Origin of the sequence: Natronorubrum halalkaliphilum (genome assembly GCF_009834785.1) — an archaeon.
Lineage (GTDB): Archaea > Halobacteriota > Halobacteria > Halobacteriales > Natrialbaceae > Natronorubrum > Natronorubrum halalkaliphilum.
The window spans coordinates 176326-200939 of record NZ_WUYX01000070.1 but is presented as its reverse complement, the minus strand read 5'-3'; the positions used below and the strand labels follow the sequence as shown (position 1 = coordinate 200939).

The following is a 24614-nucleotide window of genomic DNA, read 5'->3' as shown; positions in this document are numbered from 1 at the left end:
CGTCTCACTGTCGTCTTATTTTGAAAAAGGTTTACTCACCGGCCCCTCGAGATGAACGCATGGTCGAGAACGTTATCTGGCCCGCCTATCTCGATGCGGGCCTCTCACGGGCCGAGGGGCGGCGCGTGTCACAGGATCTCGCAGTCGAAGAGCCGTCGGTCGACGAAATCGCCAAGGCAGTCCAGCAGATCGGGTACGATGCCACGATCGAGCGGGACAAGGCCTACTCCCGCGAGCACTGGGCCGACCGCGGCCGGGTCGTCGTCCGCGGGGCCGACGACTCGTCGAAGAACGATCTCGTCCAAGCCGTCGCGGCGTACGTCGTCGCGATGCGCGAGTAAGATGCGCCGGGTTGGCTCCGTCGTCCGTACCGCACAGGGACTTGCCGTGTTGCGGACCGACGACACCGACGAGGACGACGGCGAAACGTACCGCAACGAGATCGGGACGATGGTCCTCGACGATTCGCTCGAGGAGGTCGGCCGCGTCGTCGATGTCTTCGGGCCGGTCGATCGCCCCTACGTCACGGTGACGCCGGACGACGGCGTCCATCTGCCGTCGCTGGTCGGATCGACGCTCTACACTCGCTGACCAGCGATCGCCCGGAAAATAGGTGCGGCGGCTCTCGTCGCGTGGGACCGGACACGCCCCGCACAAACGGACACCCGACTCGAGCGGAGACGAAAACACCCATAGGAGCGGGGTGCAAACGCCGGCCTATGAACCCTCGGACGCGAGCCCTCCTCGCCGTCGGCGTGACGGTGGTGCTCTTCCTCGGTGTCCAGCTCGGCGCGCTGGCACTGGTCGATCCCTTCCAGGAAGCGGGCCATCAGGCCGTCGACGACCCCGACGATCCGGCGAACAGTCTCGTTTACTTCGCAATTATTCTCGCGGCGACCGCGCTCATGCTCGTGACGTTCAAGTACGACGTCGAGTGGCTCATCAAGGCCATGATCATCGGCGTCAGCATGATGTTGGCGTGGTTCGTCTTCGCCGAACTCGCCCCGCCGACGATCACCGTGGGCTCGGTCAACGTCATCGCCGCGCTCGGTGCCGTCGCGTTCGGGGCCGCGCTCCTGTTCTATCCGGAGTGGTACGTGATCGACATCGCCGGCGTGGTGATGGGTGCGGGCGCCGCCGCCCTGTTCGGCATTAGTTTCGGACTTCTGCCGGCAATTCTGCTACTTACCGTCCTCGCCGTCTACGACGCGATCAGCGTCTACCAGACCGAGCACATGCTCGACCTCGCCGACGGCGTGATGGATCTCAAGATTCCGGTCATCCTCGTCATCCCCACGTCGCTTTCGTTCTCTTATCTCGAGTCGGGCAGCACTGACGACGTTCTCGACGATTCCAATAACACTGAAAACGAACGCGACGGCTCGACCGATGCTTCCCCTCGCTCGGACACCACCGAATCGACACCGGACGCTGTAGCCAACGGTGGTCCAGCGGAAGCGGCGACCGGCGCGACAGAGACAACTGCCGAAGCCGGCTCCAACGCCGACTCGAGTCCCGGCGACGTCGAGTCGGAACCCGACGCCGACGAATCGGTCGCTGACGCTCTCGAGCGCGACGCGCTGTTCATCGGTCTGGGAGACGCCGTCATCCCCACGATCCTCGTCGCGAGCGCGGCGTACTTCCTCGACGTCGGCACGATCGACGTGCCGGGAATCGCGTTGAACCTCCCCGCACTGGGTGCGCTCCTCGGAACGATCGCGGGCCTGCTCGTGCTCATGCATATGGTCCTCAAGGGACGGGCTCACGCGGGGCTTCCGCTGCTCAACGGCGGTGCGATCGGCGGCTACCTGCTCGGTGCGATCGCGAGCGGGCTGTCGCTTACCGCAGCACTCGGATTCTGAGCGGACTCGAGCCCCGGATCTCGAGCAGAGTTGAGTGACTGAGAGCCGGTGAAAACACAAACCACCGAGACCGCTACATGCTCTGTCACCGTCGAAGGGCTCTCGACCGGGGTCGTTCGATTACCGATCGTTGCACGCGGAGACTGTCACAGTTTTGCCGCCCGCAGGAACCTACTCGTCGTCTGCGTTTGTGTCATCGCCGTCGTCGTCATCGTCACCGTCGCCATCTCCATCATCAGCACTCCCCTCGACGATATCGACATCCACGTCGTCGCCGTGCTCGAGGCCGGCGACCAGCGTATCGATTCGCTCCCGTTCGTCCTCGAGCGGAACGGCCTCGTCGTCGGGGTAGACGCCGATCACCACGAGGTGGTCGTCGTCGTGGTCCGGCTGGGCGATATCGACGTAGACGTCGACGCCAGTCTCTCCCTCGAGGGTCGCCGTTCCCTCGTAGGTCTCGAACGAGACCGTCGAGGAGAGTTCGTCCGGTTCGATAGCTCGGCCGCCGACGTTCCGATCGATCTCGAGTTCGTCGTACTGGTCCTGGACGTGTTCGGCCAGTTCGGCCTCGTTCATGTCGCCGACCGGGTTGAAGTCCTCGCCCGCGACGTGAACCTGGGGCGTGGAGACGACGCCGAAGACGCCCGCCTCGGTCTCTCCGCCGAGGGCATCGATCGGCAGATCGATCGTCCGGGTGTACCGACTGATGTAGTTCGTCGCCTCGATGCTCTCACCGGCGACTTCCCGTTCTTCGACCCGTTCTTCGGTTCCCTGGTACTCGTAGCCGGCCTCATCGGCGGCGGTCTCGGAAACCCGAATTGGCGAGGCCTCGAACGTCGTCACGTCGTCGATGAGATCGCTGAGACACCCTGCCGATGCGCTCACCGCTCCGGCCGTAACCGCGGCGGCGAACCGTCTTCGATTCATACTATGCTGGTCGACCGTACTCTAACCAATAAAGTTCGTGATGATTGTCACGGTACGGAATACGCTGTAGACGGCCTGAACACGGCCACTCGAGTGAGTATCGGCCGATAATTGCCACACACTGACACGAACTGTTCGACGGTTACAAGCCCACTTCAGTCGTGTGGCGGACGTCGATCCGTCCGAGACTGATCGAACGCGATCATGTCGCGAAGTTCGAACCGCGCCCCACCGTCCTCGGCATCGGTCACGCTGACCGTCCAGTCGTGGGCGTCGACGACACGGTTGACGATTGCGAGTCCGAAGCCGGAACCGCCGGCGTCGGTCGTGTAGCCCGACTCGAATATTCGCTCGCGATCCGACGGCGGAATGCCCGCGCCATCGTCTTGAACGTAAAACCCCTCGATACCGGATCGGTCTCCCGTTCCGTCGGTGACCGGACGACCCGTCGATTCGCCGGCCCACTCGGTTCCCGTTTCGGCTGCGGCCTGAGCCTCGAGCGGACCGATCTCGATCGCCGAGCCCTCGCCAGCGTGCTCCACAGCGTTGCGAAAGAGGTTCTCGAGGAGATGTCCGAGTAGCGACGGATCCGCGTGAACCGTCATCGGCGAGACGACAGACAGGGTAGCGTCGTCCGTCCGGACATGCGACCACGCGTTCTCGACTGCCGTCGTCAGTTGGACCGCGCTGGGTCGGTCGACAGCTTCCGTCTTGACGAGTACCAGTGCGTCGTCGATGATGGTTTCCATCCGCTCGAGCGACGAGCACAACGTCGATCCGACCGAATCCGTCCCGTCACCGATCGCCGATCCGCAGTCGATCTCGGCCGCCTCGAGCGACTGTGACTGTGCCATCGCGACCGCGAGGGGATTCCGGAGATCGTGCGAGAGCAACGTCGCGAACGCTTCCATCTGCTCGGCCTGGTCGCGGGCCTGCCGCTCGAGGAGTCGCCGCTCCGTAATATCGACGTGCATCACGAGGACGTACTCCTCCTGCTCGTGGGTGTACGGTGTCGCTTCCATCATGTACCACCCTTCTTCCGACGGCCCGTGACAGGGGTACTCGAAGGAGAACGCTTCCCGTTCGCCGGCGGCGACGGCTCGGATCCCCTCCGCGGCTTCGGTGCCGTCCTGATCCGTACTGCCGTCACAGACCGAGAGATAGTTCGTACCGACGCCGCCCGAATCGGGGGCGATCCCCGCCGCAGTACCGAACGACTCCCACGACTGATTCGTGTAGACGATTTCCCCGTCGCCGTCGAGGATCGCGACGCGTGCAGGCAGTGCGTCGAATCCAGCGCCGACGAACGAGTTGGTGGGGGCCATTACCCGAACCACGAACTCACGGTACTTGAACTGTATTGCCAGCCTCGAAATCGATCGACACGGAATAAAGTCCAAGCCGTTCGACTACTCGCCGGACGGGAGCCGATAGCTCGCGCCGTCGTCCGTATCCTGAATCTCGATGCCCAGCGCCTCGAGTTCGTCGCGCAACTGGTCGGCCCGGTCGTAGTTGCCCGCATCGCGCTCCTGTTCGCGCACGTTGAGCACGAGGTCGACGACGTCGCCAGCGAGGTCGGCTGTCCCCGTCGTCTCGCCGACGAAGGAGAGTCCGAGGACGGCACCGAGTTCCTCGAGCGTCTCGACGGCGGTTCGGAGCCCGCGATAGTCGTACTCCTCGCGGTCCTCGAGGTGGGCGTTGATCGCCGTCGCGACCGACAGCAGCGCCGACTGCGCCTCGCGCGTGTTGAAATCGTCGTTCATCGCCGCGACGAACGACTCGCGAGCCTCGTCGACGTCGGCGCGCAGCGACTCGTCTTCGACCTTCGTCCGGGCGTCCGGCGAATCCAGCGCCTCGACGGCCGCGTCGTAGGCGCGCTCGAGTCGATCCCATCGCTCTTCGGCCTCGGCGATTGTCTCGTCCGAATAGAGCTGTTTGCTGTTGTACGACCCGGCCGTCAGGAACGTCCGCAGGACGTTCGTTCCCAGCTGGTCGACGCCCGCTTCGACGGTGACGAAGTTGCCGAGACTCGAGGACATCTTCTCGTCGTCCATCTGGAACAGTTCGCAGTGGAGCCAGTAGTTTGCAAAGCGCTGGTCGGTTGCGGCTTCGGACTGGGCGATCTCGTTTTCGTGGTGGGGAAAGACGAGGTCGCGCCCGCCGACGTGGAGATCCAGCGTCTCGTCGAGATGGGTCATGCTCATCGCCGAGCATTCGATGTGCCAGCCCGGACGGCCCTCGCCCCACGGCGACTCCCACGTTTGGGCCGTTTCGCAGGCGTGTTCGGCGTCGGCAGCGCCCTCGTGGCGGTGTTCTTCGATCGCCGCTTCGTCGACGCCGCCGGCCTTCCAGAGCGCGAAGTCCGCCGGGTTGCGCTTCTCCGAGCGCTCGTCCGGATCGCCCTGGGATTCGATCTCCTCGAGTTCCTGGTTCGAGAGTTTGCCGTACTCGTCGAAGCTGGTAACGTCGAAGTAGACCGAGCCGTTGGACTCGTAGGCGTAGCCCTTCTCGATCAGCGTCTCGACGAGGTCGACGATCTCGGGGACGTGTTCGGAGACGCGCGGATAGACCTCGGCCCGCAGGAGGTTGAGCGCGCGCATGTCCGAAAGGGTCCGTTCGATGTACGTCTCCGCGACGTCCGCCTCGTCCTCACCGAGGTCGTCTTCGCCCACGCGGGCGACGATCTTCTCATTGATATCGGTGAAGTTCTCGACGTGACGCACGTCGTAGCCGAGGTACTCGAGCCAGCGGTGCATGACGTCGACGTGGACCCACGACCGCGCGTGGCCCAGGTGGGGCGGATCCGAAACCGTCAGGCCACAGTAGTAGAGCAAGACGTTCTCGGGGTCCCGTGGCTCGAACGGCTCTTTCTCGCCCGTCAACGTGTTCGTCACGTGTAGGGTCATTGGGTACGTCTACCTCCGGCCTCCAGTTAAACGCTGTCAATAGTTCGAAGGGGCCGAGGCGATCCGGGAACAGTGAGACAGCGAGCATGGGGGAGCTATACGGTTCTGCTGGCCGTCGATCGACTGTGACCCACGACCGCATCCACGCTCGTAAACCGACCCACGACATCGAACGCTGGTCGGTCGGAACGATCCGGGGAATCGATGACCGAGACGGACACTGCGTGGTCACCGTCGAAACGGAGAGTGGTGAGACCGTCGAACTCGTCGTCACGGTCGCTATCAGAGACCTCTTCGTCAGCAGACTGGACATCGCTGACCACGAGTCGCCGGTCGGCGAACAGATTTGGTACCGCCAACACGGCGGTAACGCGTAGTTCGTCCGCGCTCCCCGCTTCACTGCCGGGCAGGGTACTCCACGTCGTCCTCGAGGTTCAATCCCTCGAGAAACGCTGCGCCCTCCTGTGCGCCGTGCTCGATCAACTCCTCGAGGAAGTCGGGATCGCGGTCGAGTTTGGTCGAGTGATGATACCCCCGTAGCTGGAGCCGTCGGATCGTCGTCTGCGTGTACTCGGGGTGGTCGAAGTGACCGTCCTCGATCCACTCGTTGATCCGCTCGATGGTCCGCAGTTCCTGATTCAGCGAGATGTTGCCCGCGAGTTCGTTCCGTCGGTCGGTGATCTCGGGCAGTCGAGTCGGCGTCCCCTCCCGCTCTTGTGGGTTGATCTGAATCACCCATAATTCGTCGGGCGTTCGGTCGCCGGGTACCGACATAAGGTCTTTGACCGGCGGGTTCTGCGAGAACAGCCCGTCCCAGTGGCTTTCGCCGTCGATCTCGACCGCCTCGAAGAGCGTCGGAATCGCTGCCGAAGCGAGAACCGCGTCGGCGGTGACGTCCTCGTTGGTGAAGGTCTCGAAGGCCCCGTCGTTGACGTTGACCGTCCCGACGACGAGCTCCGGTTCCTCGTACGCACAGAGGGCCGGAATATTCTCGAACTCGATGTGGCGCTCGAGAATGTCGACGATCCGCTGCTGGCCCCAGTCGGATCCCGGCGAGTAGTACGGACTGACGTTCGGGATTCCAACCCCTTCGCTCTGGAACCGCGAGAGCAGCGAGACCCACTGGTTGACGACCATATCGGGGTAGTCACTCGCGGCCATATCGGACCAGATGCGCTCGAGCAGGTCGATCGCCTTCGCCTCGTCGCCGGTAACGAGGCCGTACCAGACCGCGAGGGCGTTGAACGCGCCTCCGGAGGTGCCGCTGATGCCGACCAGTTCGAACTCCTCTTCCCAGTCGGCCGCCGAGAGGAGTTCCCGGAGCGCGCCGGCGGTGAACGCGGTGTGACTGCCGCCACCCTGACACGCGATCGCGACCTGCGTCACCCCATCGGAGTCGGGTTCCCCGTCATCCGAGCAGGGGTTCGGGGTCGGTCTCTCCGTCGACTCAGGTTGCTCCGCGTCGTCGTTCGTCTCACTCATAGGTAGTCGTGTAGCCTCCGTCGAAGAGGAGATCACCGCCGTTGAGGTGGTTTGCATGCCGGGAGAAGCCGAAGACGAAAAGGTTCGCGACTTCCGCGGGCGTCATCATCTCGTTGGAACGAGCGGGACCGAGCATCACGTTTTCGACGACCTCGGCCTCGGGTATCCCGCGTTTCGCCGCCGTATCGGCGATCTGGTCGACCATCAGCGGCGTCAGCACGTACCCGACGCTGACGCTGAACCCGCGTACGTGACCACCACCTTCGGCAGCGATCGACTTCGTCAACCCGCTTAGCGCGTGTTTGGCCGTGATGTACGGTGCCTTGTCCTTTGTGGCGTAGTGGCCGTGGACGGAGGACATGTTCGCGATGGCTCCCGTGCCGTCGCCGCTATTCTCGATGTGGGGCATGGCGTGTTTCGCGAGCAGGAACGGCGCTCTGACCATCACCGACTGCAGCAGATCGTACTGTTCCACCGGGAACTCCGCGATGGAATCGATGTGTTGGATCCCGGCGATGTTGGCGACGACCGAGAGGGTTCCCTCCTCGGCGGCAGCCTCCACGACCGCCTCGACGTCGCCGTCGTCGGTCAGATCCGTCGGCACCGAGACGTACCGTCCTGACGGATCGAACGATTCGACCGTCGACGCCGTGGCCTCGAGACCCTCCTCGTCGATATCGGCACCGACGACGGTCAGGCCGTTCACCGCGAGCGCGACCGACAGCGCCTCGCCGATGCCCGAGGCCGCACCGGTGACGATGGCGACGGTTTCAGGGGTGAAGTTCGGGTCCTCGAGCACGAGCAGGTCGTCCGCGGTCAGCTCCGGCGGCTCCAGATCGGAAGTCGACGATGACATTGCTATCGGAACAATGTCAGCGACGCTGTAAATATCTTCAGCGCGCGACTGGCGGGTCGCCCCATCAGTAACCGTTTCGCCTGCGAACGGCTACGTCCTTTGCCGGACGTTCTCGAGCGCACTCTCGACCGCTCGGACGGCATTCGCCCCCTCGAGTCGGTCGACGACGACAATCATCGATTCGGCGTCGACCGCCGCTGCGTGCGGCGAGATATCCGCGAGTGACAATCGCCGCAGCGTGTCCCCGAGCGCGGTCGCATCGACGGCGCCGGTCGCGACGATGGCCGTTCGGTCGCCGTCCGTCGGGCCGAAGGCAGTCCCGCCGACGGAGAGCAGCGCGTCGGCCGCCCCGGACTCGACCGATCCGATGCCGCTCTCCATTCTGACGCGAACGTCGCGCGACTCGCGCTCGTAGTCCGGCAACTCCTCGGCGTACCGGCGCAGTGCCGTCGCGATGGCGTCGGTCTCGCCTTGGACGTCGCCCTCGCCCTCGAGAAACCGGGCAGCGGCGGTGTAGTTGACGACGCCCGCTCGAAGTGCCGCGACGAGGAACGGATGCGACTCGGCGGCACGACGGGTTTCAGCTGCCAGTGACATACTCTCGACAGCGGGCTATACCAGTATAAACGCGACGACTGCGGCCGTGTGGGTGTGGAAACGTTTGCCGTCGGTGTTCGTTACCGACCGGGACCGCGGCGTTTTTGCCGCGAGCGCCCGACCACTCGAGTATGGAGTTAGCCGATATCGAGGAGCTCATCGAAGCGGACCTCGAAGACGCGGAGGCGACCGTGACACACGCACGCGACGAACACGATGACGACCACCTCGCGGCGACCGTTATCTCGCCCGAGTTCGACGGGCTCCCGCTGGTCCAGCAACACCAGGCGGTCTACGACGCGCTCGGCGATCACATGACGACGGACATTCACGCCCTCGAACTGTCGACGTACACGCCCGACGAGTACGAGGAGTACGAGTCGTGACGGTTTGAGACGGTACCAAACGCTGTAGAGCACTGGTGGCGTCCCGTTCAGTTTCACCGTCGGTCCGGTCAACCCCAGCACCGCCATCGGAACCGCAGCTTTATCCTGCGTTCCTGATAGGATATGCGTATGGAATCGCTTCACCCCCGAATCAGGCTGCTCTGGATCGCCCAGGGGGCGATCACAGCGATCGTTCTGGGCGTCGTTCTCGCGGGCGTCGATCAGTGGCTCGCCGACGTTCCGACGGCGGTCATCGCCGGCGTCGTCGCCGTCGGCCTCGTCCTGGGAATCGCCTACGCCGTCCGGCTCTACCAGGTCTGGCAGTTCGAACTGCAAAACGACGCGCTCTATCTGGAACGCGGCGTCGTGACGTTCGTCGAGACGGCCGTCCCGTTCGTTCGCGTCCAGCACGTCGACACGCAGTTCGGCCCCATCGAACGCGCGCTCGGCCTCTCGAGCGTGGTCGTCTACACGGCCGGCTCGCGGAACGCGGACGTTCGAATCCCGGGACTGACGCCCGACCGGGCTCGTGATCTGCAGGATACGCTTCGCGAACTCGCGGTCGAGAGCGAAGCCGACGACGCAGTTTAACCACTATGAATCGACTTCATCCACTCAGCGCGGTCACGTACGCCATCCAGTACGGTTTCCTCTGGCTCTGGGTGCCGATCGTGCTCGTCCTCGCCCTCGGCGGGATCTTCGATCCGATCAGTCCGGCCTGGTCTCCCATCGCCGCACCGCTCGGATTCCTCGCCGGAGCGGCCTACGGAATCGCCTACTACTACCGGTTCGAGTACGGCATCACCCCGGACACGTTCGACGTCGCTTCCGGCGTGTTCGCCCGACGCTCCCGCGAAATTCCCTACGGCCGGATTCAGAACGTCGACGTACGACAGGGCGTTTTGCAGCGACTGCTCGGCCTTGCAATCGTTTCGATCGAGACCGCCGGCGGCGGCAACACCGAAGCGTCGCTGAACTTCGTCAGCGAGTCCGAAGCCAATCGGCTGCAAGACCAGATCCGTCGGCGAACCGCCTACGTGAAAGAACAGCGACGGACCAAACAACGGTCCGCGAACGAGGGGGAGCAGCAGGGGTCACAGCGACCGACCGAACCCGACGCGGACTCGAGCGATGCCGACCGAACGGGGGCCGTCTCCGGTGCCGAGACCGATACGCCGTCCGACCCGACGGCGGTTCCACCGGACCGAGCCGATCGAACCGACCCCGACTCGACGCCCGTCGACGGCGAGGAACCGGACGCGGAGCGCCGAGCGTACGCGTCCGAACCGGACAGGCAACGCCGACAACGCCTGTTCGATCTCCAGGCCCGGGAGCTCCTGCTGTACTCCTTTACGTCGTTCCGTCCCGCCGCCGTGGCGGCCGTGCTGTTCGTCTTCTTCCTTGCGACCGATCCGATCATCGACCTCCTCGTGGCCACCGCACAGCCGGTCGGCGGGCCACAAGAGATCGGGGAGGGAACGGCCACGAACTACGGAATCCTGACCGTGGTCTCGATGATCAACGGGATCGTCATCACCTACCTGCTGAGCGTCGCCTACACGTTCGCCACCTACTACGACTTCGAACTCGGGCGAACCGGCGAGGACTTCGTCTACGAGCGCGGGCTCCTCCAGCGCTACAGCGGGTCGATCCCCGTCGAAAAGGTCCAGTCGGTGACGGTGACCGCCAACCCGCTCCAGCGCCTGATCGGCTACGCCGGACTGTGGGTCGAAACGGCGGGTTACGGACCCGAGAGCAGCGGCGGTAGCCAGTCGGCGGTTCCGCTCGCCGAACAGTCCCGCGTCCACCGATTCACCGAAAACCTCACCGACGTCGAGACGCCGACGTTCCGCAGTCCGCCGACGATGGCCCGTCGACGGTACCTGGTTCGGTACTCCCTGGTCGCTGCCGTCATCGTCGCAGCCGTCTTCGGACTCGCGCAGGTGACCGCACTCGAGGGCTGGTACTTCGCCGCGGTCGTCTTCGTCGCGGTCCCGCCGGCAGCACACCTGAAGTACGTCCACATCGGCTACTTCGTCGGGGAGAACCACCTGGTCGTCCGATCAGGATTCTGGCAGCGACGAACGACCGTGATTCCCTACTACCGGATCCAGACCGTCTCGACGCGGCGATCGATCTTCCAGCGCCGGCTCGGACTGGCCTCGCTGGTCATCGACACGGCGAGTTCGCGGACGTTCTTCTGGGGCACGCCGACGATCTACGACGTCGATCTCGAGGACGCGCGTGAGGCCCACACGGCCGGTCGCAAACGGCTCCAGTCGGCCTTGCGCGAGCGCGCTCGTGACGACGATCTGGGACTCACCGTAGACTTCACCTGATCGTCGATCGATACTGACCGTCCGTGCTTTGACTGATGGAATCCCCTGATTTTATTTAACTGTGATGGCACCCGTCTCGTATGGAAATCCTCAATCCCCGCATCAGATTGCTCTGGATTGCGCAAGGAGCGATCGCTGCGCTCGTCCTCGGCATCGTTCTCGCCGCCGTCGATCAGTGGGCTACCGACGTTCCGACGTCGGTCATCGCCGGCATCGTCGCTCTCGGCCTCGTCCTGGGGATCGCCTACGCCGTCCGACTCTACCAGGTCTGGCAGTTCGAACTCCAGTCCGATGCGCTCTACCTCGAGCGTGGCGTCATCACGTTCGTCGAGACCGCGGTTCCGTTCGTTCGCGTCCAGCACGTCGACACGCAGTTCGGCCCCATCGAGCGGGCGCTCGGCCTCTCGAGCGTCGTCGTCTACACGGCGGGATCGCGAAACGCGGACGTACGAATCCCCGGGCTGACGCCCGACCGGGCCCGTGATCTGCAGGATACGCTTCGAGAGTTAGCCGTCGAGAGCGAAGCTGACGATGGGGTCTAACCGCACATGAGGCGTTTACACACCCTCAGTGCAGTGTCGATGGCGCTCAGCGGTGCGATCTCCGGGCTCTTGCTCCCGGTTGCCGCGTTCGCCATCCTCGGGGAGAGCGTCGAGGGTATCGACTCGTCCTGGGTGTTCGTGGTCGCACCGCTCGGCCTCGCTATCGGAGTCGGCTACGGGATCGCGCGATACTACCGCTTCTCGTACGAACTCACGGCAGAGACGTTCGACGTTACCTCGGGTGTTCTCTCGGTGCAATCCCGCGAGATTCCCTACGGCCGGGTTCAGAACGTCGACGTTCGACAGAAACTGGTACACCGGCTGTTCGGTGTCGCCGTCGTCTCGATCGAAACTGCGGGCGGCGGCGACACCGAGGCGACGCTGAATTTCGTTGCCGAGGACGAGGCCAACAGAGTGCAGGCGGAGATCCGCAGACTGACGGCTGCAATCGAGGCGGACGACGGTGACGACACCCGCCCGGCACCGTCTACGGAGGCGGACACGTCTGCTGGCGATCGCACCGACAGCGCCGAACCACGCGCTGCTCGAGAACTCCTGTTCGAACTCGAGTTCCGCGAACTGCTGCTCTACGCCGGGACCGCGATCCGGCCGGGTGCGGCGATCTTCCCGCTGTTCTTGTTGCTGGTTCTCACCGGCGATCCAACGAGTCTCGTTCCGGAATCGATCACCGAGTTATCCCTCGTCGCGCTGTCCGCGATAGGCATCGTCGCGTGGGCACTCGCCACGTCCGCCATCAGCGCGGCGTACACGGTCGCGGGCTACTACGACTTCCGGCTGGAGCGGGACGGCAACGACTTCGTCTACGAGCGCGGGCTGATCGAGCGCTACAGCGGGTCGATCCCCGTCGAGAAAGTCCAGTCGGTGACGATTTCGGATACCCTCCTCCAGCGGCTGTTCGGGTACGCGAGCCTGTCGGTCGAGACGGCCGGCTACGGTCCCGGCGACTCCAGTGGGAGTCAGTCGACCGTGCCGTTCGCCGCCGAATCCCGCGTGTATCGATTCGCCGAAGGAATCGCCGGCGTCGAACGGCCACAGTTCACCTCACACCCCGCGATGGCTCGGCGGCGGTATCTCGCCCGCTACGCGATACTGGCCACTCTCGTAGTCGCGGCTGCGTTCCTCACGGCGCAGGTGATCGGACTCGAGCGGTGGTATTTCGCCGCGGTCGCGTTCGCAGCGGTCCCGCCGGCAGCGCACCTGAAGTGGACGCACATGGGCTATTACGTCGGCGACGACCATCTCGTCATCCGCCGTGGTTTCTGGCGCCGAGAGACGACCGTGATACCCTACTTCCGCATTCAGACCGTCACGACTCGTCGATCGCTCTTCCAGCGACGGCTCGGTCTCGCCTCCCTGGTCGTCGATACGGCCAGTTCGAGAACGTTCACCGGCTCCGTCCCGACGATCGAGAACATGGGGCTTGAGGACGCTCGGACTGCCCACGAAAACAGCCGGAAGCAACTCCAGCGAACGCTTCGTGACCGTGCTCGAGACGAGAACGTTGGGCTGTCGCCCGAAATGGCTTAAGGGTATCGTCGGGCTTTCGGTGGATTTTACCTGACCCGTCGCAACCCTGTTCGTATGGGAGACGAAGACACGGAATTCCGTATCGAGGAGGACAGTCTCGGCGAGATGCAGGTTCCCGCGGACGCCTACTGGGGGGCCCAGACCCAACGTGCAATTCAGAACTTCCCGATCTCGGGGATTTCGTTCAGTCGACGCTTCATCCGCGCACTCGGCGTCGTCAAAAAGGCCGCCGCACAGGCAAACCGCGACCTCGACCTGATCGAAGACGACACGGCCGAGGCGATCATCGAGGCGGCCGACGAAGTCATCGCCGGCAAACACGACGATCAGTTCCCGGTCGACGTCTTCCAGACCGGTTCGGGGACCTCCTCCAACATGAACGCAAACGAGGTCATCGCCAACCGGGCCGCCGAGATCACGGGCGCCGAAATCGGCGACCGCGTCGTCCACCCGAACGACCACGTCAACTACGGCCAGTCGAGCAACGACGTCATCCCGACCGCGATGCACGTCGCCTCGCTCGAGGCCGTCGAAAAGGACGTTCTTCCCGCGCTCGACACCCTCCGAGAAGCACTCGAGGAGAAAGAGGAGGAGTTCGACGACGTCGTCAAAACCGGCCGCACGCACCTGCAGGACGCCACGCCGGTCACGCTCGGCCAGGAGTTCGGCGGCTACCGCACGCAGGTCGAAAAGGGCCTCGGTCGCGTCGACAAGGTTCGTGACCACCTCGCAGAACTCGCCCTCGGCGGCACCGCCACGGGGACGGGACTGAACACTCACGAGGAGTTCCCCGGTCGCGCTGCCGAGTACATCACTAAAGAGACCGGCGTCCAGTTCCGCGAGGCCGACAACCACTTCGAGGCCCAGGCCGCCCACGACGCCATGTCCGAGGCCCACGGCGCGCTCCGCGTCATCGCCGGCTCGCTGAACAAGATCGCCAACGACCTGCGCCTGCTCGCTTCCGGCCCGCGCAACGGGCTCGGCGAGATCGAACAGCCCGAGAACCAGCCCGGTTCCTCGATCATGCCCGGCAAGATCAACCCCGTCGTCGCCGAGGCCGTCAACCAGGTTCACAAGCAGGTCGTCGGCAACGATGCCGCCGTCTCCGCCGGCGCAGCCGAGGGTCAGATCGACCTCAACCTCTACAAACCCGTCCTGGCTCACAACTTCCTCGAGTCCGCCGAACTGATCTCGAACTCGAGTCAGATCTTCGCCGAGCGATTCGTCTCGCCGCTCGAGGCCAACGCAGAGTACTGCGAAGAGCGCGTCGAACAGTCGATGGCGATGGCCACCTCGCTCAACGTCCACATCGGCTACGACAAGGCCAGCGAGGTCGCCAAGACCGCGCTCAAAGAGGACAAAACTGTTCGCGAGGTCGTCCTCGAGAAGGGCTATCTCGACGAAGAAGAGGCCGACGAGGTGCTTGACCCCCGCAAGATGACCGAACGCGGGATCCTCGGACAGGACGACTGACCCTATCGGTTCCGCGCGGTTGTTTCGTCTTTTTTCGGATGAACGGATCATCCCGGTCGTACGTACTGTCCCTCACCATGTCTCAGTTCGGTGGCTCGTCAGTTTTCGGTGAAACCTCGAGGCAAGTTACCGAATGTTTCACACGCAATTCCCATGATGCTGACATAGCTGAATGTGATCTTGTAACACACGATAACTATTGTCGAACATGACAGAAAAACGCATACCCAGCGCCGAGTAAACAGGAAATACAACCGTTCTTTCTTCCCGGACCGTCGTGCCTAAATCGGGGGAGAGAAGGCGAATCGGACAGAATCCCGATGGAATAAAAGAACCCAAGCAGTTTTGAGGGATGCTCGCGTCAGACAAAATATGCACACCTGTCGCAACTGCAACCAGTCCTTCCAGACCGAGCTCGCCCTCGAACTTCACCGAGACACGTGTAAAAAGGGACAGCTTTTCTGCCAGGTATGTGGGGACCGATTTCAGGAGGCCGAGGCAACCCACGACGGCTGGCACTACGAATGTCCGAGCGACGACTGTGAGGGGGACGGACTCCAGGAGGATCTGTATCGTGTCGAAGACGTTCGCACAGCGACCCACTGACGCTGACGGCAGCTCGCAACGATTTTCACGTATTTTCGATAGCTCACCCACAGCGACCTCGTCTTCTTGCCCTTCGGATGCGTATGTGTCCCATGAGTACGGAACAGATGTCCCACGCTACACAGACGACTGCCGAGTCGGATGTCACGGTCATCGATCCACGAGCACCCCGATTCGGCCAATCGATCACGGCGACGCTGTTACTGGTCGGTGTCGTCCTCGCTGAACCGGTCCTCATCTACACTGTCGCAGTAATTCTCGGACTGGCAACGGTATCGCGGTGGCGACTCGATCTCTACCGGCTCTCCTGGGAATACGTCGTGATTCCCGTGCTCGGTCGCCCGAACGAACCGGAGCCTGCCGCACCACATCGGTTCGCGAAGCTACTCGGCGCCACCGGTGCCGTCGCGGCGTCGCTGTTTCTCATCGCCGGTATCTCGACCGGCGGGTTCGCGATCGCTACAGCCGTTGGACTCCTCGCGGGACTCGCGGCTACGACCGGGTTCTGTCTCGGCTGTCGGATGTACCGACAGGTGTCGTTTCTGCGGTCTCGAGGTGTTCTCTGAGAACCGCTGCCAGCATTGTTTGGGACGGAAATTTATAGGCGGCGTTCTCACCACAAACTCGAGTTTTCGAACCCGGTTAGAACTGCGTTTAGCAATGTGCAGCTGGCTGTCGAGTTGACGATCAGATAGTACTGACGAGTTCCCACGGTGGAAAACGGTGTACAGGTTTGTCCAGGTTCGATCTAGAACTCTACGCTCCTTCAGTATAGCGATATAGAGTTTATATGACCGAGATGGCCCAGTTCCATTTCGAACTGGTTCCCAGGAAATCGGTCGAAAACGACATTCTCGAGGGGATTGGAATTCGAGGGTCCAAATCGAAACGGTACGGAGAGGAGTGCAAGACGGCACAGCAGATGATCGTTCGGAAACACACGTCTAACGTGATCGCTGTTTCTTCGTCTCTGATCACCAATACACTGCATTATCCCAGCGCGTATCGGCTCACGGACTGACTCGAGTGCTCGCGAGAGGAGTTTCTAGAGGTGTCTTAACGTACCGGGTTGAGCGTTCGCTGAGCCGGCTTTTTCGAATTGCCATCTGCACCTGGTGTTCTACAGCACCGTCTATTCATGGCCGCTCCAGCAGCCAACTACCGCTCTTGAACGGTCAGCTACACTCTTCTCAATCGTGTGGAACAGCCAGCCAGCAGACGCCGTATCAGTGGACCCGAGGTCATGAGGCAGTCGGCGTTTCTGATGGACATGGATTGTGTACGTCAGTTCCGGCAATCGCCGACCAGCTTGCGGATGCTTCGATAGGTGGGTACGCACGCCACCTCAGTGATCTATGGCGTAGCGGACGACGGAACACACCGCAGCCGGTAGAGCACGCCAGTCACCGCACCCGTTCTCGAGCGTTCGGTCACGAGACTCGGGATGCCCTTGAACGCTCTCGCTATTGTGGTACTGAGCCGGAGGCCCCTCGTCCCTGGCTCGAGTCCTGGACTGCGGGGCGCGAGGTGGTGCTGTAGCTGACGACACTGTCGTCGGACGAGTTGACCGCCAACGCACCACCGTTCGATTGCGTGGATCCGTCGCCACAGGAATCGTGGTGTAACAGCGGTCCGGCCCGCTGCGGTGTCGAGGTGATTAATTCGGGACCAGCAGTTTCTCGAACTCGGCCGTGAGGCAGGCTTTCCTGTGTTCGGTGGAACGGGTACTGATGAGCCCGCTCACGGCCGTCCAGCAACCGGCATCGGATCGCCGACCGTCCAGCCGAAGTAGCCGTTTCCCGTTGTGATCGCTGCCTTCCCAATAATAGACACAAAACTGATAGCTCCGAGTCCACGGTGGCCCATTCTGCACAGCATCGTTACGACCGATACCAGGTGAACATATACTCTGTCGTCACCCAGAATTACCGGTCGCAGATACTGGATCGAGACGCCCGCTCTCGAGAACGTTTCACCTGTCCGTCACTGACTATCGCTTGAGAGCACGCATTCGATTCCGAACTCTTGGACATGCTACTTCTTCCATGTTGAATTATGGAACCATGCTCTACCAAAACTAAATACGAAATCATAGGACACTAATATCGATAATGCGGAATTATGGTTCTACACACTCGGTGAAAAACGGCCTACCAAGTGAGATAAACTCACTTAGCCCGAATAATAGGTAGATTGAAGATCACCGCGTTTGATTGGTCGCGTATGAGCGAGTCGGCGGATACCGAGAGGAAATCTGTCAAAACATACGTCCCTGCGTACCAGAAAGACGAGTGGCAATCACATGCTGAGCAACTCGGCATGAGCCAGAGCGAGTTCGTTCGGACGATGGTTCAGGCGGGTCGGAAGGGGTTCGAATCCGCTACAACGGAACCCTCTTCTGGGGGGTCAGACCCTGGGGGTAACGCCCTCGAAACACAGGTCCTCAACTTACTAAGTTCTGACACGTATTCGTGGGACGAACTCCTCGAGGCGGTCAGCGACGACATCGAATCTCGACTCGATGACACGCTCGAGGAACTCCAATCTCGAAACCGAATTCGATACAGCGGTCGCCACGGCGGATACACGACGGTCGGTGACGGTGGTGGGGATGGCGAGTGAACCCGGAACCGAGACGCCGGAGGAAGTCGCGGATCCGATCGCCTACTTCCTCGACGATCAGCGCTATCACGGCAAAAGCGAGCGCACGCTCGAGGCCTACGATCGAGTCCTCCACGAGTTCGATTCGTTCGTTCGGAGTCGATTCGACGGCGCCGAGAGCCTTCGTGACGCCGGAAGACGGGAGTGTATGGCCTGGGTTCACTCCCTTCGCGGCGAGTTCGAATCGAGTACGATCGCGACGTATGCGTCGTATCTCAACCGGTTTTACGACTATATGACCCGCGTCGGCGTCTTCGACGACAATCCCATGGCGCTCGTGATGGAGGAGATGTCCGAATCGATCGATACCGATCCGACCCGTCGCGATATCTCCGTCCTGGAGATCCGGTCGTTTGTCGGTTCGATCACCCATCCACTCGAGCGGGCCGTCGTCGTCACGCTGTTAAAGACCGGAATGCGAGTCGGCGAACTCTGTAATCTCGATCGTCGCGATCTTCGTCTCGCCACTCCGGATCTTGCGGTCGAGTGGACGCCTCGCGTCGAACTCGACCGACGTCCGTCGTCGATGTTCGTCTCCGCAGAGCCCGCACGCGGCGCGACGGTCAACGGGGAGGAACGAACCGCCTCGAACAAGCGAAAGCGCGATACGGTGATTCCCGTCGACGACGAACTTCGACGGCTCCTCCTCGAGTGGCTCGCGATTCGCCCGGACTCTGTGTCACCGGCCGAACCGCTCTTTCTGGATACCAGGGATTCGTGGGGCGAGCGATTGACCCCGTCGGACGTCCGCTACATCGTCGAAAAACACGCTCGCGAACACGGCTGGTATCGGACGGGCGGTGGCACGACCGAGAACGTGACGCCCCACTACTTCCGACACTTCTTCACGACGCACCTGCGCGATCGGACCGGGGACCGTGGAATCGTGCAGTACCTCCGCGGTGACGTCGCCAGCGACGTGATCGACACCTACACCCACAACTGGGGCGACCGCGTTCGGCAGACATATCTCGACTGTATCTACTCCGTGAGCCCCTGACGGCGGTTTCTCCGTCGAGACACGCCGAAGAATACTCGACCGATCGATTGCGACTGTCCAGAGAAAGTCAGCACTCTATCTAGATTTACTACGTTGGTAGTTCTCTCATATGTTTGAACTCGCGCTCATAAATCATACACCGCTATATCCAATCTGGTGCTAGTCGCGGGAGAGACGTTCACGATACCGCGGGACTCAGTTTCCAGTCGCTCCAGCCGAACCTACGGTTCGACCGCGAGTTCCGTCTCGAGGTCCGCCCCGTTCAACAGCGAGCGGACGCCCGCGATCGTATCGGACACTTCCGGCGTACTCTCTAAGAGCACGGTCTCACTCGGGAATAGTTGTTCGCCCAGCAAGAGCCCGTGGTCTCGAGCCGTCGAACCGGTCACCGTCAGGTAAACCCCGAGCCCCGTGTCAGCGATCGCGGCCTCCTCTTCGCGGCCTTCCTCGGGGTACTCGAAGCGGACGCCGTCGAGGGTCTGCGTTCCGAGCACCGCCTGGACGAGTCGTTCGTAGCGGGGTTCGATACACAGGGGCCCCTCGTAGGATTCGAGGAAGTCTCGATCGAGGGGCTTCGACGACGGCGAAACGTCGGGCGCTGCCATCAAGGTGTGATAGACGGTGTCGCCGAGCCCAGTGACCACGCGGACGTCGGTATCGGAGGGATCGATCCGGGCGTTGACGTCGCCGATTCGGTCGAGGGGGTCTGGGCGAAGCTCGACGACCTCCTCTAACACGAGATCGGCGCTGTCGAAGCCGAGCGCGAACTCGTGAGTTCGCAGCGCTCGGAAGGGCTCCTCGCGACCGACGAGCTGGATCGCCGTGTCGTCGGGGATCCCGTCGACATCCTCGAGCGGAATCGTGACGCTGTCGAAGACGATCCGCCGGGGTTTGCCGGCGCGATCGTCCCGGACGAGCGTGTACTCGGGTTCGGTCGGATCGTCGACGGTGCTGTATGCTGCGAGACGATGGTAGACGTGTTCCTCGGCGTCGGGTTCGGCATCGACTGTTCCCTTTGTAAGGGCTTTCTCGTGACGAAGCGTCGACGAGATATCGTCCGCGAGGTCGGGAACGTCGAGTCGACTCGCGAGTCGATCGAGTACCGACTCGAGCGGTCGTCCTTTTCGTGGAACTGCGATCGGAATCGTCTCGCCCATCGACCGGTTCTCGACCGGCGACGGATAAACGAGTTGCGTTTCCAGCAGAATGGTATGGCTGTGGCCGTGGTCGTATCAGTCCGAGAACATCGAGCCGAGCTGATCGCGCCACTCCTGCATGTCGGTAACGTCAGCCTGGACGGCTTCGAGGTCATCTTCGACGGCTTCGAGATCCGCTTCAACCGCGTCGACATCGTCTGCAACGTCCTCGAGATCGTCCTCGACGTCCTCGATGTCGGCCTCGAGATCGGTAACGTCGTCCGTAACGACTTCGACGTCGGCCTCGACGTCGTCGACCGCTTCCTCGACGGTCACGACGTCAGCCTGTACGTCTTCGAGATCGGTTTCGACCTCGTCGAGGCGGCCTTCGGTTCCGCCGATGCGGTCGTCCATCCCATCCATTTCCGCTTCGATGGACGCGAGGTCGGTCTGGATCTCCTCGATGAGCTGTTTGCCGGTGCCGTTGTCCTCAAGGAACTGCTCGAGGGAGCCGATATAGGCGGCGACTTCCTCGACGCGAGACTGGAGGTGTTCGAACTTCGCCAGTTCGGGACCCGACGGCTCGAGATCGAGTTCGGATTGGAGGGTTTCGAGGTCTGCGTCGTTGATTTCGCCCTCTCGAAGCTCGGTCGCGAGTCGGGTCGCGATCGAGCCATCGAACGCCGCCACCGTCGGTTCGGACCTGGTATCGGCGGCGTCGCTGCGGTCCTCGTCCGGTGTCGTTGCTGCCGTGTCCGCGTCGTCGGTCGCCGGCCCCACATCGGATTCGACCGATGCGTCTCTCTCGACATCGCCCGTTGAATCGCCCGTTTCCTCGGGTTCCAGATCGAGGTCGTCTCCGTCGTCGGCGTCGGGTTCCAGATCGAGATCGCCATCGTCGACGGCGGACGCCCCATCGTCTGTGAGCGAGTCGGTCTCGTCCGAGGTGCTTTCGCCGACGGGGTCAAGCGAGTCGCTGTCGCCGTCGTCGACGGCGGCTGCCGACGACTCGAGATCGAGTTCGATCTCGGGTTCGTCCGTTTCTTCACTCTCTTCGGAGGCATCCAGGCCGGCATCTGCCTCGTCCTCGATCCCTTCGTCGTCAAGGTCGATCTCGAGGCCGTCGTCCGCGCTCGCCTCATCTGCAGCCGGCTCGTCGGGGTCCGGAATCTCGTCCTCGCCGAATCCGAGATCGATGTCCGGCGTGTCGTCTTCGGCTTCCGCGGCCGGTTCGTCGTCGACCGGCGCGGGTTCGGTATCGACGTCGCCGAGGTCGAGATCCAGGCCGCCGGACTCCTCCTCGAGGGCGTCTTGTGCCGTCTGTTCGGCGTCGGTGTCGCTATCGTCGACGTCGGTGTCGTCGGTATCGTCAGCGTCTTGATCGTCAGTCTCGTCCTCGAGCCCGGGAACGGATTCGGACTCGCCGGCGATCATGTCCTTGACTGCCTGATTGCGGTCCTCGGAGACGATGTTTCCGATGACGTCGTCGGCGACCTCCTCGGCGTCGCTGCCGCTCTCGCTTTCGGAACTGACCTCGACGATGTCCGGCTCCGTCAGGAACTCCTCGGCCGCGCTTTCGTCATCGATGCGGATCCCGTAAACCGTGACGAGCCGTTCGTCCGGCTCGAGCGTCCCGGTAAACTCGACGTGATTGTCCTGGAACGCGGTCCAGTTGTCGCTGTGGTAGTCGGGATGAAATCCGACCTTATCCATCGGAAAGGATTCGGGGATATCTTCGGAGAGCCGAAATGCTACTTGTTCGTCATGTTCAGATTCGATCTCGAAGCGGAGCGCAGGGACAGGGAACTCGTCCGCCGCGAACGTTTTCTGGACGGATAACCCATCAGCACTGACCTCGATCACGTCGTCCGTGTCGGCGGTGCTACTCATGAAGCCAACGTTACCAGAGCATTACTATAAATGATACGGACAGTATCAGATCTGAGTCACGATACTACAGGTCGACGCGGTCACCGATCTCGACGAGTTCTAACCGTCGTGGATGCGTGAAACTCCTCGCGTGATGGTGGAGCACCGTCGGATCCGACGTGAGACCACGCCACATATCCCAGTGCGTTGGCATGAGCGCCTCGAGTTCGAGCGCCGACGCGGCTTCGACGATCTGATTTTCGTCGTTGTACCAGCGGGTCCGCTTCGGCTCGCGGGTCTGCTTGTCGGGAATCTGTCCGACGGTACCGAACGCGAGGACGCCGAGGTCGATATCGTACTCGTCGCCGATCCGTTCGAACTCGTCGGTCGGCTTCGTATCACCGCCGTGGAAGAACGTGCCGGCCTCGTGTTCGATCACGTAACTCACTGGGTGGGACGCGTCCGGATCGTTCGCCGTCTCGACGTGGACCGTGAACTCGCCGACCTCGAAGGTCTCTCCCTCCGCGACCTCGCTGAACTGGTCGTCCGTGAGGTCCCACTCGTCCGCCCATCTCTCGTCTTTGCGGGCGACGGTGAGGCTGTCGTCGGGCGCGTAGAACGTCGCCCCAGTGTTCTCGAGGATCGGGGCCTGACTCGGGCCGTGGACGTGGTCGGTGTGCTCGTGGGTCGCGAGGACGGCGTCGGTCTCGCTGATGTCTTCGGGATCGAATGGGACGGGAATCATCCGGACGGTTCGCGGCGGATCGCCGAGGCCGAGATAGGGATCGATATACATCGTCGTCCCTGCCGACCCTTTGAGGATAACGCCGTTACAGCCGAGATACCAGATCGCCACGCTGTCGGGCGCTGCGTCTTCGACGTCGCGGACGAGCCAGTCTTCCCAGTCGCTCTGTATCATACGTGAGCGTGCGAGGACAGACTGGGTAAGTGTTGTTGTATCCGCGGGCGGCGCTGACTGGCAGAAGCTATCGAAAATACTGGATTTCGACCGCGAAAACCGAGCGGGAGTAATCCGAGTGTGTCAGCGGAATTGGCACGATTCGACTCGTCGATCGGTTCGGGACGTCAATACCGTTACAGCGGAATCTCCGAGACGGTCTCACTCTGGAGATCCAGATTGTCGAGTCGCGCCCCGATCAACTGGCGCATGAGGCCGACGAGACCGGTATCGATGCCCTCGCCGAGAATCGCCGTTTCAGCGTACTCGCTGTCGTCGGCCGCCGTCCCGAGCGTCCCGAGCAGCACTGCGTTTCGGTCTGCAAACACCAATCGGCCGACCGACGCACCGTTTGGCGGCAGGTTGTGCCAGTCTAACTCGGGCTCCCAGACGACGACTTCGGGTGTTCGTTCTCGAACGATCTCGCGTACGCGCGGATCGCGTGAGCCGACGTAGACGTCGACGCCGCGGTCGAGTGCGTCCTCGATCCGCCGGAAACAGCCCTCCTCGAGCAGCCCCGTCGTCGCGAACATCATGAACAGTTCGTTCTCCGCCCGCTCGCACAGCGACTGACCGGTCGTGACGATCTGCTCACGGCCGTGCAGCGTTCGAACGGCTTCAGAAGTCGAGTCGGCTGCCGACGAGCCCGTAGCCGACTGATCTCCGTCGCTTTCGGTTTCGGTTTCGGTTTCGCTTTCAGCCTCACTCTCGGTCTCGAGCCAGCTAACGCGTAGCGCCGGGTGACCTTCGTAGGAGACGTTGTCCGTCTCGGCGTCGTGGCCGACGAGTTCGGCGTCGGTCAGGACGGGCAGGTGAACGTGGACGAGCGAGGCCAGCACTCGCTCGAGGTCATCCTGGCCGATTTCGCGCTCGGTCGTTCCCGCTTCGCGAGCCGCGACATCTCGAGCGAGCGTCTCGGTCGAGATCGGGTGGTACTGGTTTGCGAGTACGGCGAGAACCGTTCGACGCCGCGAGTCGGAAAGCGCTTCGAAGAGAGCGTCGAGATCGGTTCCGAACTCGTTCGTTTGGCCGTTGATAGCGACCGTGAGTTCGGCGTCGTCGAACAACCAATGGTCGGTCGTCGCGACTCGATCTCCGTCGGTCTCCTCGAGGAAGTTGGCGTCGATCAGGGCGGGCAGCGATCGGTGTTGGCACTCGACGAGTGCGCGTCGATGTTCGTCGTCGGTCACCGCGACGAGCGATTTATCCGCGGTTACCGCGGCGAGTTCGTAGGCAAGGTCGGTTTTCGTGATTCCAGTCGGCGATCGTTCGCGGACAATACGGAGGATTTCGCGCCGTTTGTCGTCCGCGAGTACATCGAAGATTTCGTCCCGGGAACGCGTCGATCGTTCGCTGACGGCTGGATTACTCATCGACTACTGGTCGGGTAGTATCGGGCAAAAGAACAGCTCCAAACCACTTTGGAATTAGGCCGTGATTACCAAGTCGAGGTTGACTATCTCCAA

Annotated in this window: 24 protein-coding genes; 14 read left to right on the top strand and 10 right to left on the bottom strand. The window is 62.5% G+C overall.

Annotation, left to right across the window (positions count from 1 at the left end; all coding sequences use genetic code 11):
* Nucleotides 1–59: 59 nt before the first annotated feature.
* The 3 genes from srp19 (at nt 60) to GS429_RS20400 (ending at nt 1862) form a co-directional block, all read left to right on the top strand.
* Nucleotides 60–341, top strand: coding sequence for a signal recognition particle subunit SRP19 (gene srp19 / locus GS429_RS20410; RefSeq protein ID WP_160067646.1), 282 nt, complete (start codon nt 60–62; stop codon nt 339–341).
* Nucleotide 342: 1 nt separating this feature from the next.
* Nucleotides 343–591 (top strand): H/ACA ribonucleoprotein complex subunit GAR1, encoded by a 249-nt coding sequence (locus GS429_RS20405; protein WP_160067644.1) that lies wholly within the window; start codon nt 343–345, stop codon nt 589–591.
* 128 nt (nt 592–719) lie between these two features.
* Nucleotides 720–1862 (top strand): presenilin family intramembrane aspartyl protease PSH, encoded by a 1143-nt coding sequence (locus GS429_RS20400; protein ID WP_160067642.1) that lies wholly within the window; start codon nt 720–722, stop codon nt 1860–1862.
* 171 nt (nt 1863–2033) lie between these two features.
* On the opposite strand, the gene GS429_RS20395 is transcribed toward GS429_RS20400, so the two are convergent.
* From GS429_RS20395 to cysS, 3 genes are all read right to left on the bottom strand, one after another.
* Entirely contained in the window at nt 2034–2789 is a 756-nt protein-coding gene (locus GS429_RS20395) for a DUF6517 family protein (protein WP_160067640.1), read from the bottom strand.
* A gap of 155 nt (nt 2790–2944) precedes the next feature.
* A complete protein-coding gene (locus GS429_RS20390; protein ID WP_160067638.1) occupies nt 2945–4114 on the bottom strand; it encodes a PAS domain-containing sensor histidine kinase in 1170 nt (389 codons plus the stop codon).
* Nucleotides 4115–4198: 84 nt separating this feature from the next.
* On the bottom strand, nt 4199–5695 hold the full coding sequence (gene cysS / locus GS429_RS20385; RefSeq protein WP_160067636.1) for a cysteine--tRNA ligase: 1497 nt from the start codon (nt 5693–5695) through the stop codon (nt 4199–4201).
* Between the two features lie 125 nt (nt 5696–5820).
* Here cysS and GS429_RS20380 point away from each other — a divergent pair, with 125 nt between their 5' ends.
* Entirely contained in the window at nt 5821–6072 is a 252-nt protein-coding gene (locus GS429_RS20380; protein ID WP_328821516.1) for a DUF7861 family protein, read from the top strand.
* A 19-nt stretch (nt 6073–6091) separates the two neighbouring features.
* Here the strand turns inward: GS429_RS20380 and GS429_RS20375 are convergent, their stop codons facing one another.
* The 3 genes from GS429_RS20375 to GS429_RS20365 form a co-directional block, all read right to left on the bottom strand.
* Nucleotides 6092–7177: a patatin-like phospholipase family protein gene (locus GS429_RS20375; protein WP_160067632.1), complete on the bottom strand. Its 1086-nt coding sequence runs from the start codon at nt 7175–7177 to the stop codon at nt 6092–6094.
* Nucleotides 7170–8033 (bottom strand): SDR family oxidoreductase, encoded by an 864-nt coding sequence (locus GS429_RS20370; RefSeq protein ID WP_160067630.1) that lies wholly within the window; start codon nt 8031–8033, stop codon nt 7170–7172. Before GS429_RS20370 ends, GS429_RS20375 begins: the two co-directional genes overlap by 8 nt.
* A 90-nt stretch (nt 8034–8123) precedes the next feature.
* Nucleotides 8124–8630, bottom strand: a complete 507-nt coding sequence (locus GS429_RS20365) for a DUF7523 family protein (protein ID WP_160067628.1) — start codon at nt 8628–8630, stop codon at nt 8124–8126.
* Between the two features lie 131 nt (nt 8631–8761).
* On the opposite strand from GS429_RS20365, the gene GS429_RS20360 reads away from it, so the two are divergent.
* The 10 genes from GS429_RS20360 to GS429_RS20315 all read left to right on the top strand — a co-directional run bounded on the left by GS429_RS20360 (nt 8762) and on the right by GS429_RS20315 (nt 19185).
* Nucleotides 8762–9016, top strand: coding sequence for a BolA family protein (locus GS429_RS20360; protein ID WP_160067626.1), 255 nt, complete (start codon nt 8762–8764; stop codon nt 9014–9016).
* 129 nt (nt 9017–9145) lie between these two features.
* Nucleotides 9146–9607, top strand: a complete 462-nt coding sequence (locus tag GS429_RS20355) for a PH domain-containing protein (protein ID WP_160067624.1) — start codon at nt 9146–9148, stop codon at nt 9605–9607.
* 5 nt (nt 9608–9612) lie between these two features.
* Nucleotides 9613–11355, top strand: a complete 1743-nt coding sequence (locus tag GS429_RS20350) for a PH domain-containing protein (RefSeq protein ID WP_160067622.1) — start codon at nt 9613–9615, stop codon at nt 11353–11355.
* A gap of 80 nt (nt 11356–11435) precedes the next feature.
* Nucleotides 11436–11897, top strand: coding sequence for a PH domain-containing protein (locus tag GS429_RS20345; RefSeq protein ID WP_160067620.1), 462 nt, complete (start codon nt 11436–11438; stop codon nt 11895–11897).
* Between the two features lie 39 nt (nt 11898–11936).
* Nucleotides 11937–13445 (top strand): PH domain-containing protein, encoded by a 1509-nt coding sequence (locus GS429_RS20340; protein WP_235920870.1) that lies wholly within the window; start codon nt 11937–11939, stop codon nt 13443–13445.
* A gap of 54 nt (nt 13446–13499) precedes the next feature.
* Entirely contained in the window at nt 13500–14918 is a 1419-nt protein-coding gene (locus GS429_RS20335; RefSeq protein ID WP_160067616.1) for a class II fumarate hydratase, read from the top strand.
* A 372-nt stretch (nt 14919–15290) separates the two neighbouring features.
* Complete coding sequence (locus GS429_RS20330; protein WP_160067614.1) at nt 15291–15524, top strand: HVO_2901 family zinc finger protein; 234 nt, start codon at nt 15291–15293, stop codon at nt 15522–15524.
* Nucleotides 15525–15616: 92 nt separating this feature from the next.
* Nucleotides 15617–16090, top strand: a complete 474-nt coding sequence (locus GS429_RS20325; RefSeq protein WP_160067612.1) for a DUF4395 domain-containing protein — start codon at nt 15617–15619, stop codon at nt 16088–16090.
* Nucleotides 16091–17747: 1657 nt separating this feature from the next.
* Entirely contained in the window at nt 17748–18146 is a 399-nt protein-coding gene (locus GS429_RS20320; RefSeq protein ID WP_160067610.1) for a DUF5805 domain-containing protein, read from the top strand.
* Nucleotides 18136–19185, top strand: coding sequence for a tyrosine-type recombinase/integrase (locus GS429_RS20315; protein ID WP_160067608.1), 1050 nt, complete (start codon nt 18136–18138; stop codon nt 19183–19185). The genes GS429_RS20320 and GS429_RS20315 overlap by 11 nt, the downstream gene beginning before the upstream one ends.
* 221 nt (nt 19186–19406) lie before the next feature.
* Here the strand turns inward: GS429_RS20315 and GS429_RS20310 are convergent, their stop codons facing one another.
* The 4 genes from GS429_RS20310 to GS429_RS20295 form a co-directional block, all read right to left on the bottom strand.
* Nucleotides 19407–20342: a phosphoribosyltransferase HisG-related protein gene (locus GS429_RS20310; RefSeq protein WP_160067606.1), complete on the bottom strand. Its 936-nt coding sequence runs from the start codon at nt 20340–20342 to the stop codon at nt 19407–19409.
* A gap of 75 nt (nt 20343–20417) precedes the next feature.
* Nucleotides 20418–22211: an AAA family ATPase gene (locus GS429_RS20305; RefSeq protein ID WP_160067604.1), complete on the bottom strand. Its 1794-nt coding sequence runs from the start codon at nt 22209–22211 to the stop codon at nt 20418–20420.
* 64 nt (nt 22212–22275) lie between these two features.
* Nucleotides 22276–23109 (bottom strand): MBL fold metallo-hydrolase, encoded by an 834-nt coding sequence (locus GS429_RS20300; protein ID WP_160067602.1) that lies wholly within the window; start codon nt 23107–23109, stop codon nt 22276–22278.
* Nucleotides 23110–23285: 176 nt separating this feature from the next.
* A complete protein-coding gene (locus GS429_RS20295; RefSeq protein WP_160067600.1) occupies nt 23286–24521 on the bottom strand; it encodes a DUF7344 domain-containing protein in 1236 nt (411 codons plus the stop codon).
* Nucleotides 24522–24614: the final 93 nt, after the last annotated feature.

Excerpts from the sequence above, each read along its gene's own strand:
- srp19 (WP_160067646.1), top strand. The coding sequence starts at position 60 with ATGGTCGAGAACGTTATCTGGCCCGCCTATCTCGATGCGGGCCTCTCA.
- GS429_RS20405 (WP_160067644.1), top strand. The coding sequence starts at position 343 with ATGCGCCGGGTTGGCTCCGTCGTCCGTACCGCACAGGGACTTGCCGTG.
- GS429_RS20400 (WP_160067642.1), top strand. The coding sequence starts at position 720 with ATGAACCCTCGGACGCGAGCCCTCCTCGCCGTCGGCGTGACGGTGGTG.
- GS429_RS20395 (WP_160067640.1), bottom strand. The coding sequence starts at position 2,789 with ATGAATCGAAGACGGTTCGCCGCCGCGGTTACGGCCGGAGCGGTGAGC.
- GS429_RS20390 (WP_160067638.1), bottom strand. The coding sequence starts at position 4,114 with ATGGCCCCCACCAACTCGTTCGTCGGCGCTGGATTCGACGCACTGCCT.
- cysS (WP_160067636.1), bottom strand. The coding sequence starts at position 5,695 with ATGACCCTACACGTGACGAACACGTTGACGGGCGAGAAAGAGCCGTTC.
- GS429_RS20375 (WP_160067632.1), bottom strand. The coding sequence starts at position 7,177 with ATGAGTGAGACGAACGACGACGCGGAGCAACCTGAGTCGACGGAGAGA.
- GS429_RS20370 (WP_160067630.1), bottom strand. The coding sequence starts at position 8,033 with ATGTCATCGTCGACTTCCGATCTGGAGCCGCCGGAGCTGACCGCGGAC.
- GS429_RS20365 (WP_160067628.1), bottom strand. The coding sequence starts at position 8,630 with ATGTCACTGGCAGCTGAAACCCGTCGTGCCGCCGAGTCGCATCCGTTC.
- GS429_RS20360 (WP_160067626.1), top strand. The coding sequence starts at position 8,762 with ATGGAGTTAGCCGATATCGAGGAGCTCATCGAAGCGGACCTCGAAGAC.
- GS429_RS20355 (WP_160067624.1), top strand. The coding sequence starts at position 9,146 with ATGGAATCGCTTCACCCCCGAATCAGGCTGCTCTGGATCGCCCAGGGG.
- GS429_RS20350 (WP_160067622.1), top strand. The coding sequence starts at position 9,613 with ATGAATCGACTTCATCCACTCAGCGCGGTCACGTACGCCATCCAGTAC.
- GS429_RS20345 (WP_160067620.1), top strand. The coding sequence starts at position 11,436 with ATGGAAATCCTCAATCCCCGCATCAGATTGCTCTGGATTGCGCAAGGA.
- GS429_RS20340 (WP_235920870.1), top strand. The coding sequence starts at position 11,937 with ATGGCGCTCAGCGGTGCGATCTCCGGGCTCTTGCTCCCGGTTGCCGCG.
- GS429_RS20335 (WP_160067616.1), top strand. The coding sequence starts at position 13,500 with ATGGGAGACGAAGACACGGAATTCCGTATCGAGGAGGACAGTCTCGGC.
- GS429_RS20330 (WP_160067614.1), top strand. The coding sequence starts at position 15,291 with ATGCACACCTGTCGCAACTGCAACCAGTCCTTCCAGACCGAGCTCGCC.
- GS429_RS20325 (WP_160067612.1), top strand. The coding sequence starts at position 15,617 with ATGAGTACGGAACAGATGTCCCACGCTACACAGACGACTGCCGAGTCG.
- GS429_RS20320 (WP_160067610.1), top strand. The coding sequence starts at position 17,748 with ATGAGCGAGTCGGCGGATACCGAGAGGAAATCTGTCAAAACATACGTC.
- GS429_RS20315 (WP_160067608.1), top strand. The coding sequence starts at position 18,136 with ATGGCGAGTGAACCCGGAACCGAGACGCCGGAGGAAGTCGCGGATCCG.
- GS429_RS20310 (WP_160067606.1), bottom strand. The coding sequence starts at position 20,342 with ATGGGCGAGACGATTCCGATCGCAGTTCCACGAAAAGGACGACCGCTC.
- GS429_RS20305 (WP_160067604.1), bottom strand. The coding sequence starts at position 22,211 with ATGAGTAGCACCGCCGACACGGACGACGTGATCGAGGTCAGTGCTGAT.
- GS429_RS20300 (WP_160067602.1), bottom strand. The coding sequence starts at position 23,109 with ATGATACAGAGCGACTGGGAAGACTGGCTCGTCCGCGACGTCGAAGAC.
- GS429_RS20295 (WP_160067600.1), bottom strand. The coding sequence starts at position 24,521 with ATGAGTAATCCAGCCGTCAGCGAACGATCGACGCGTTCCCGGGACGAA.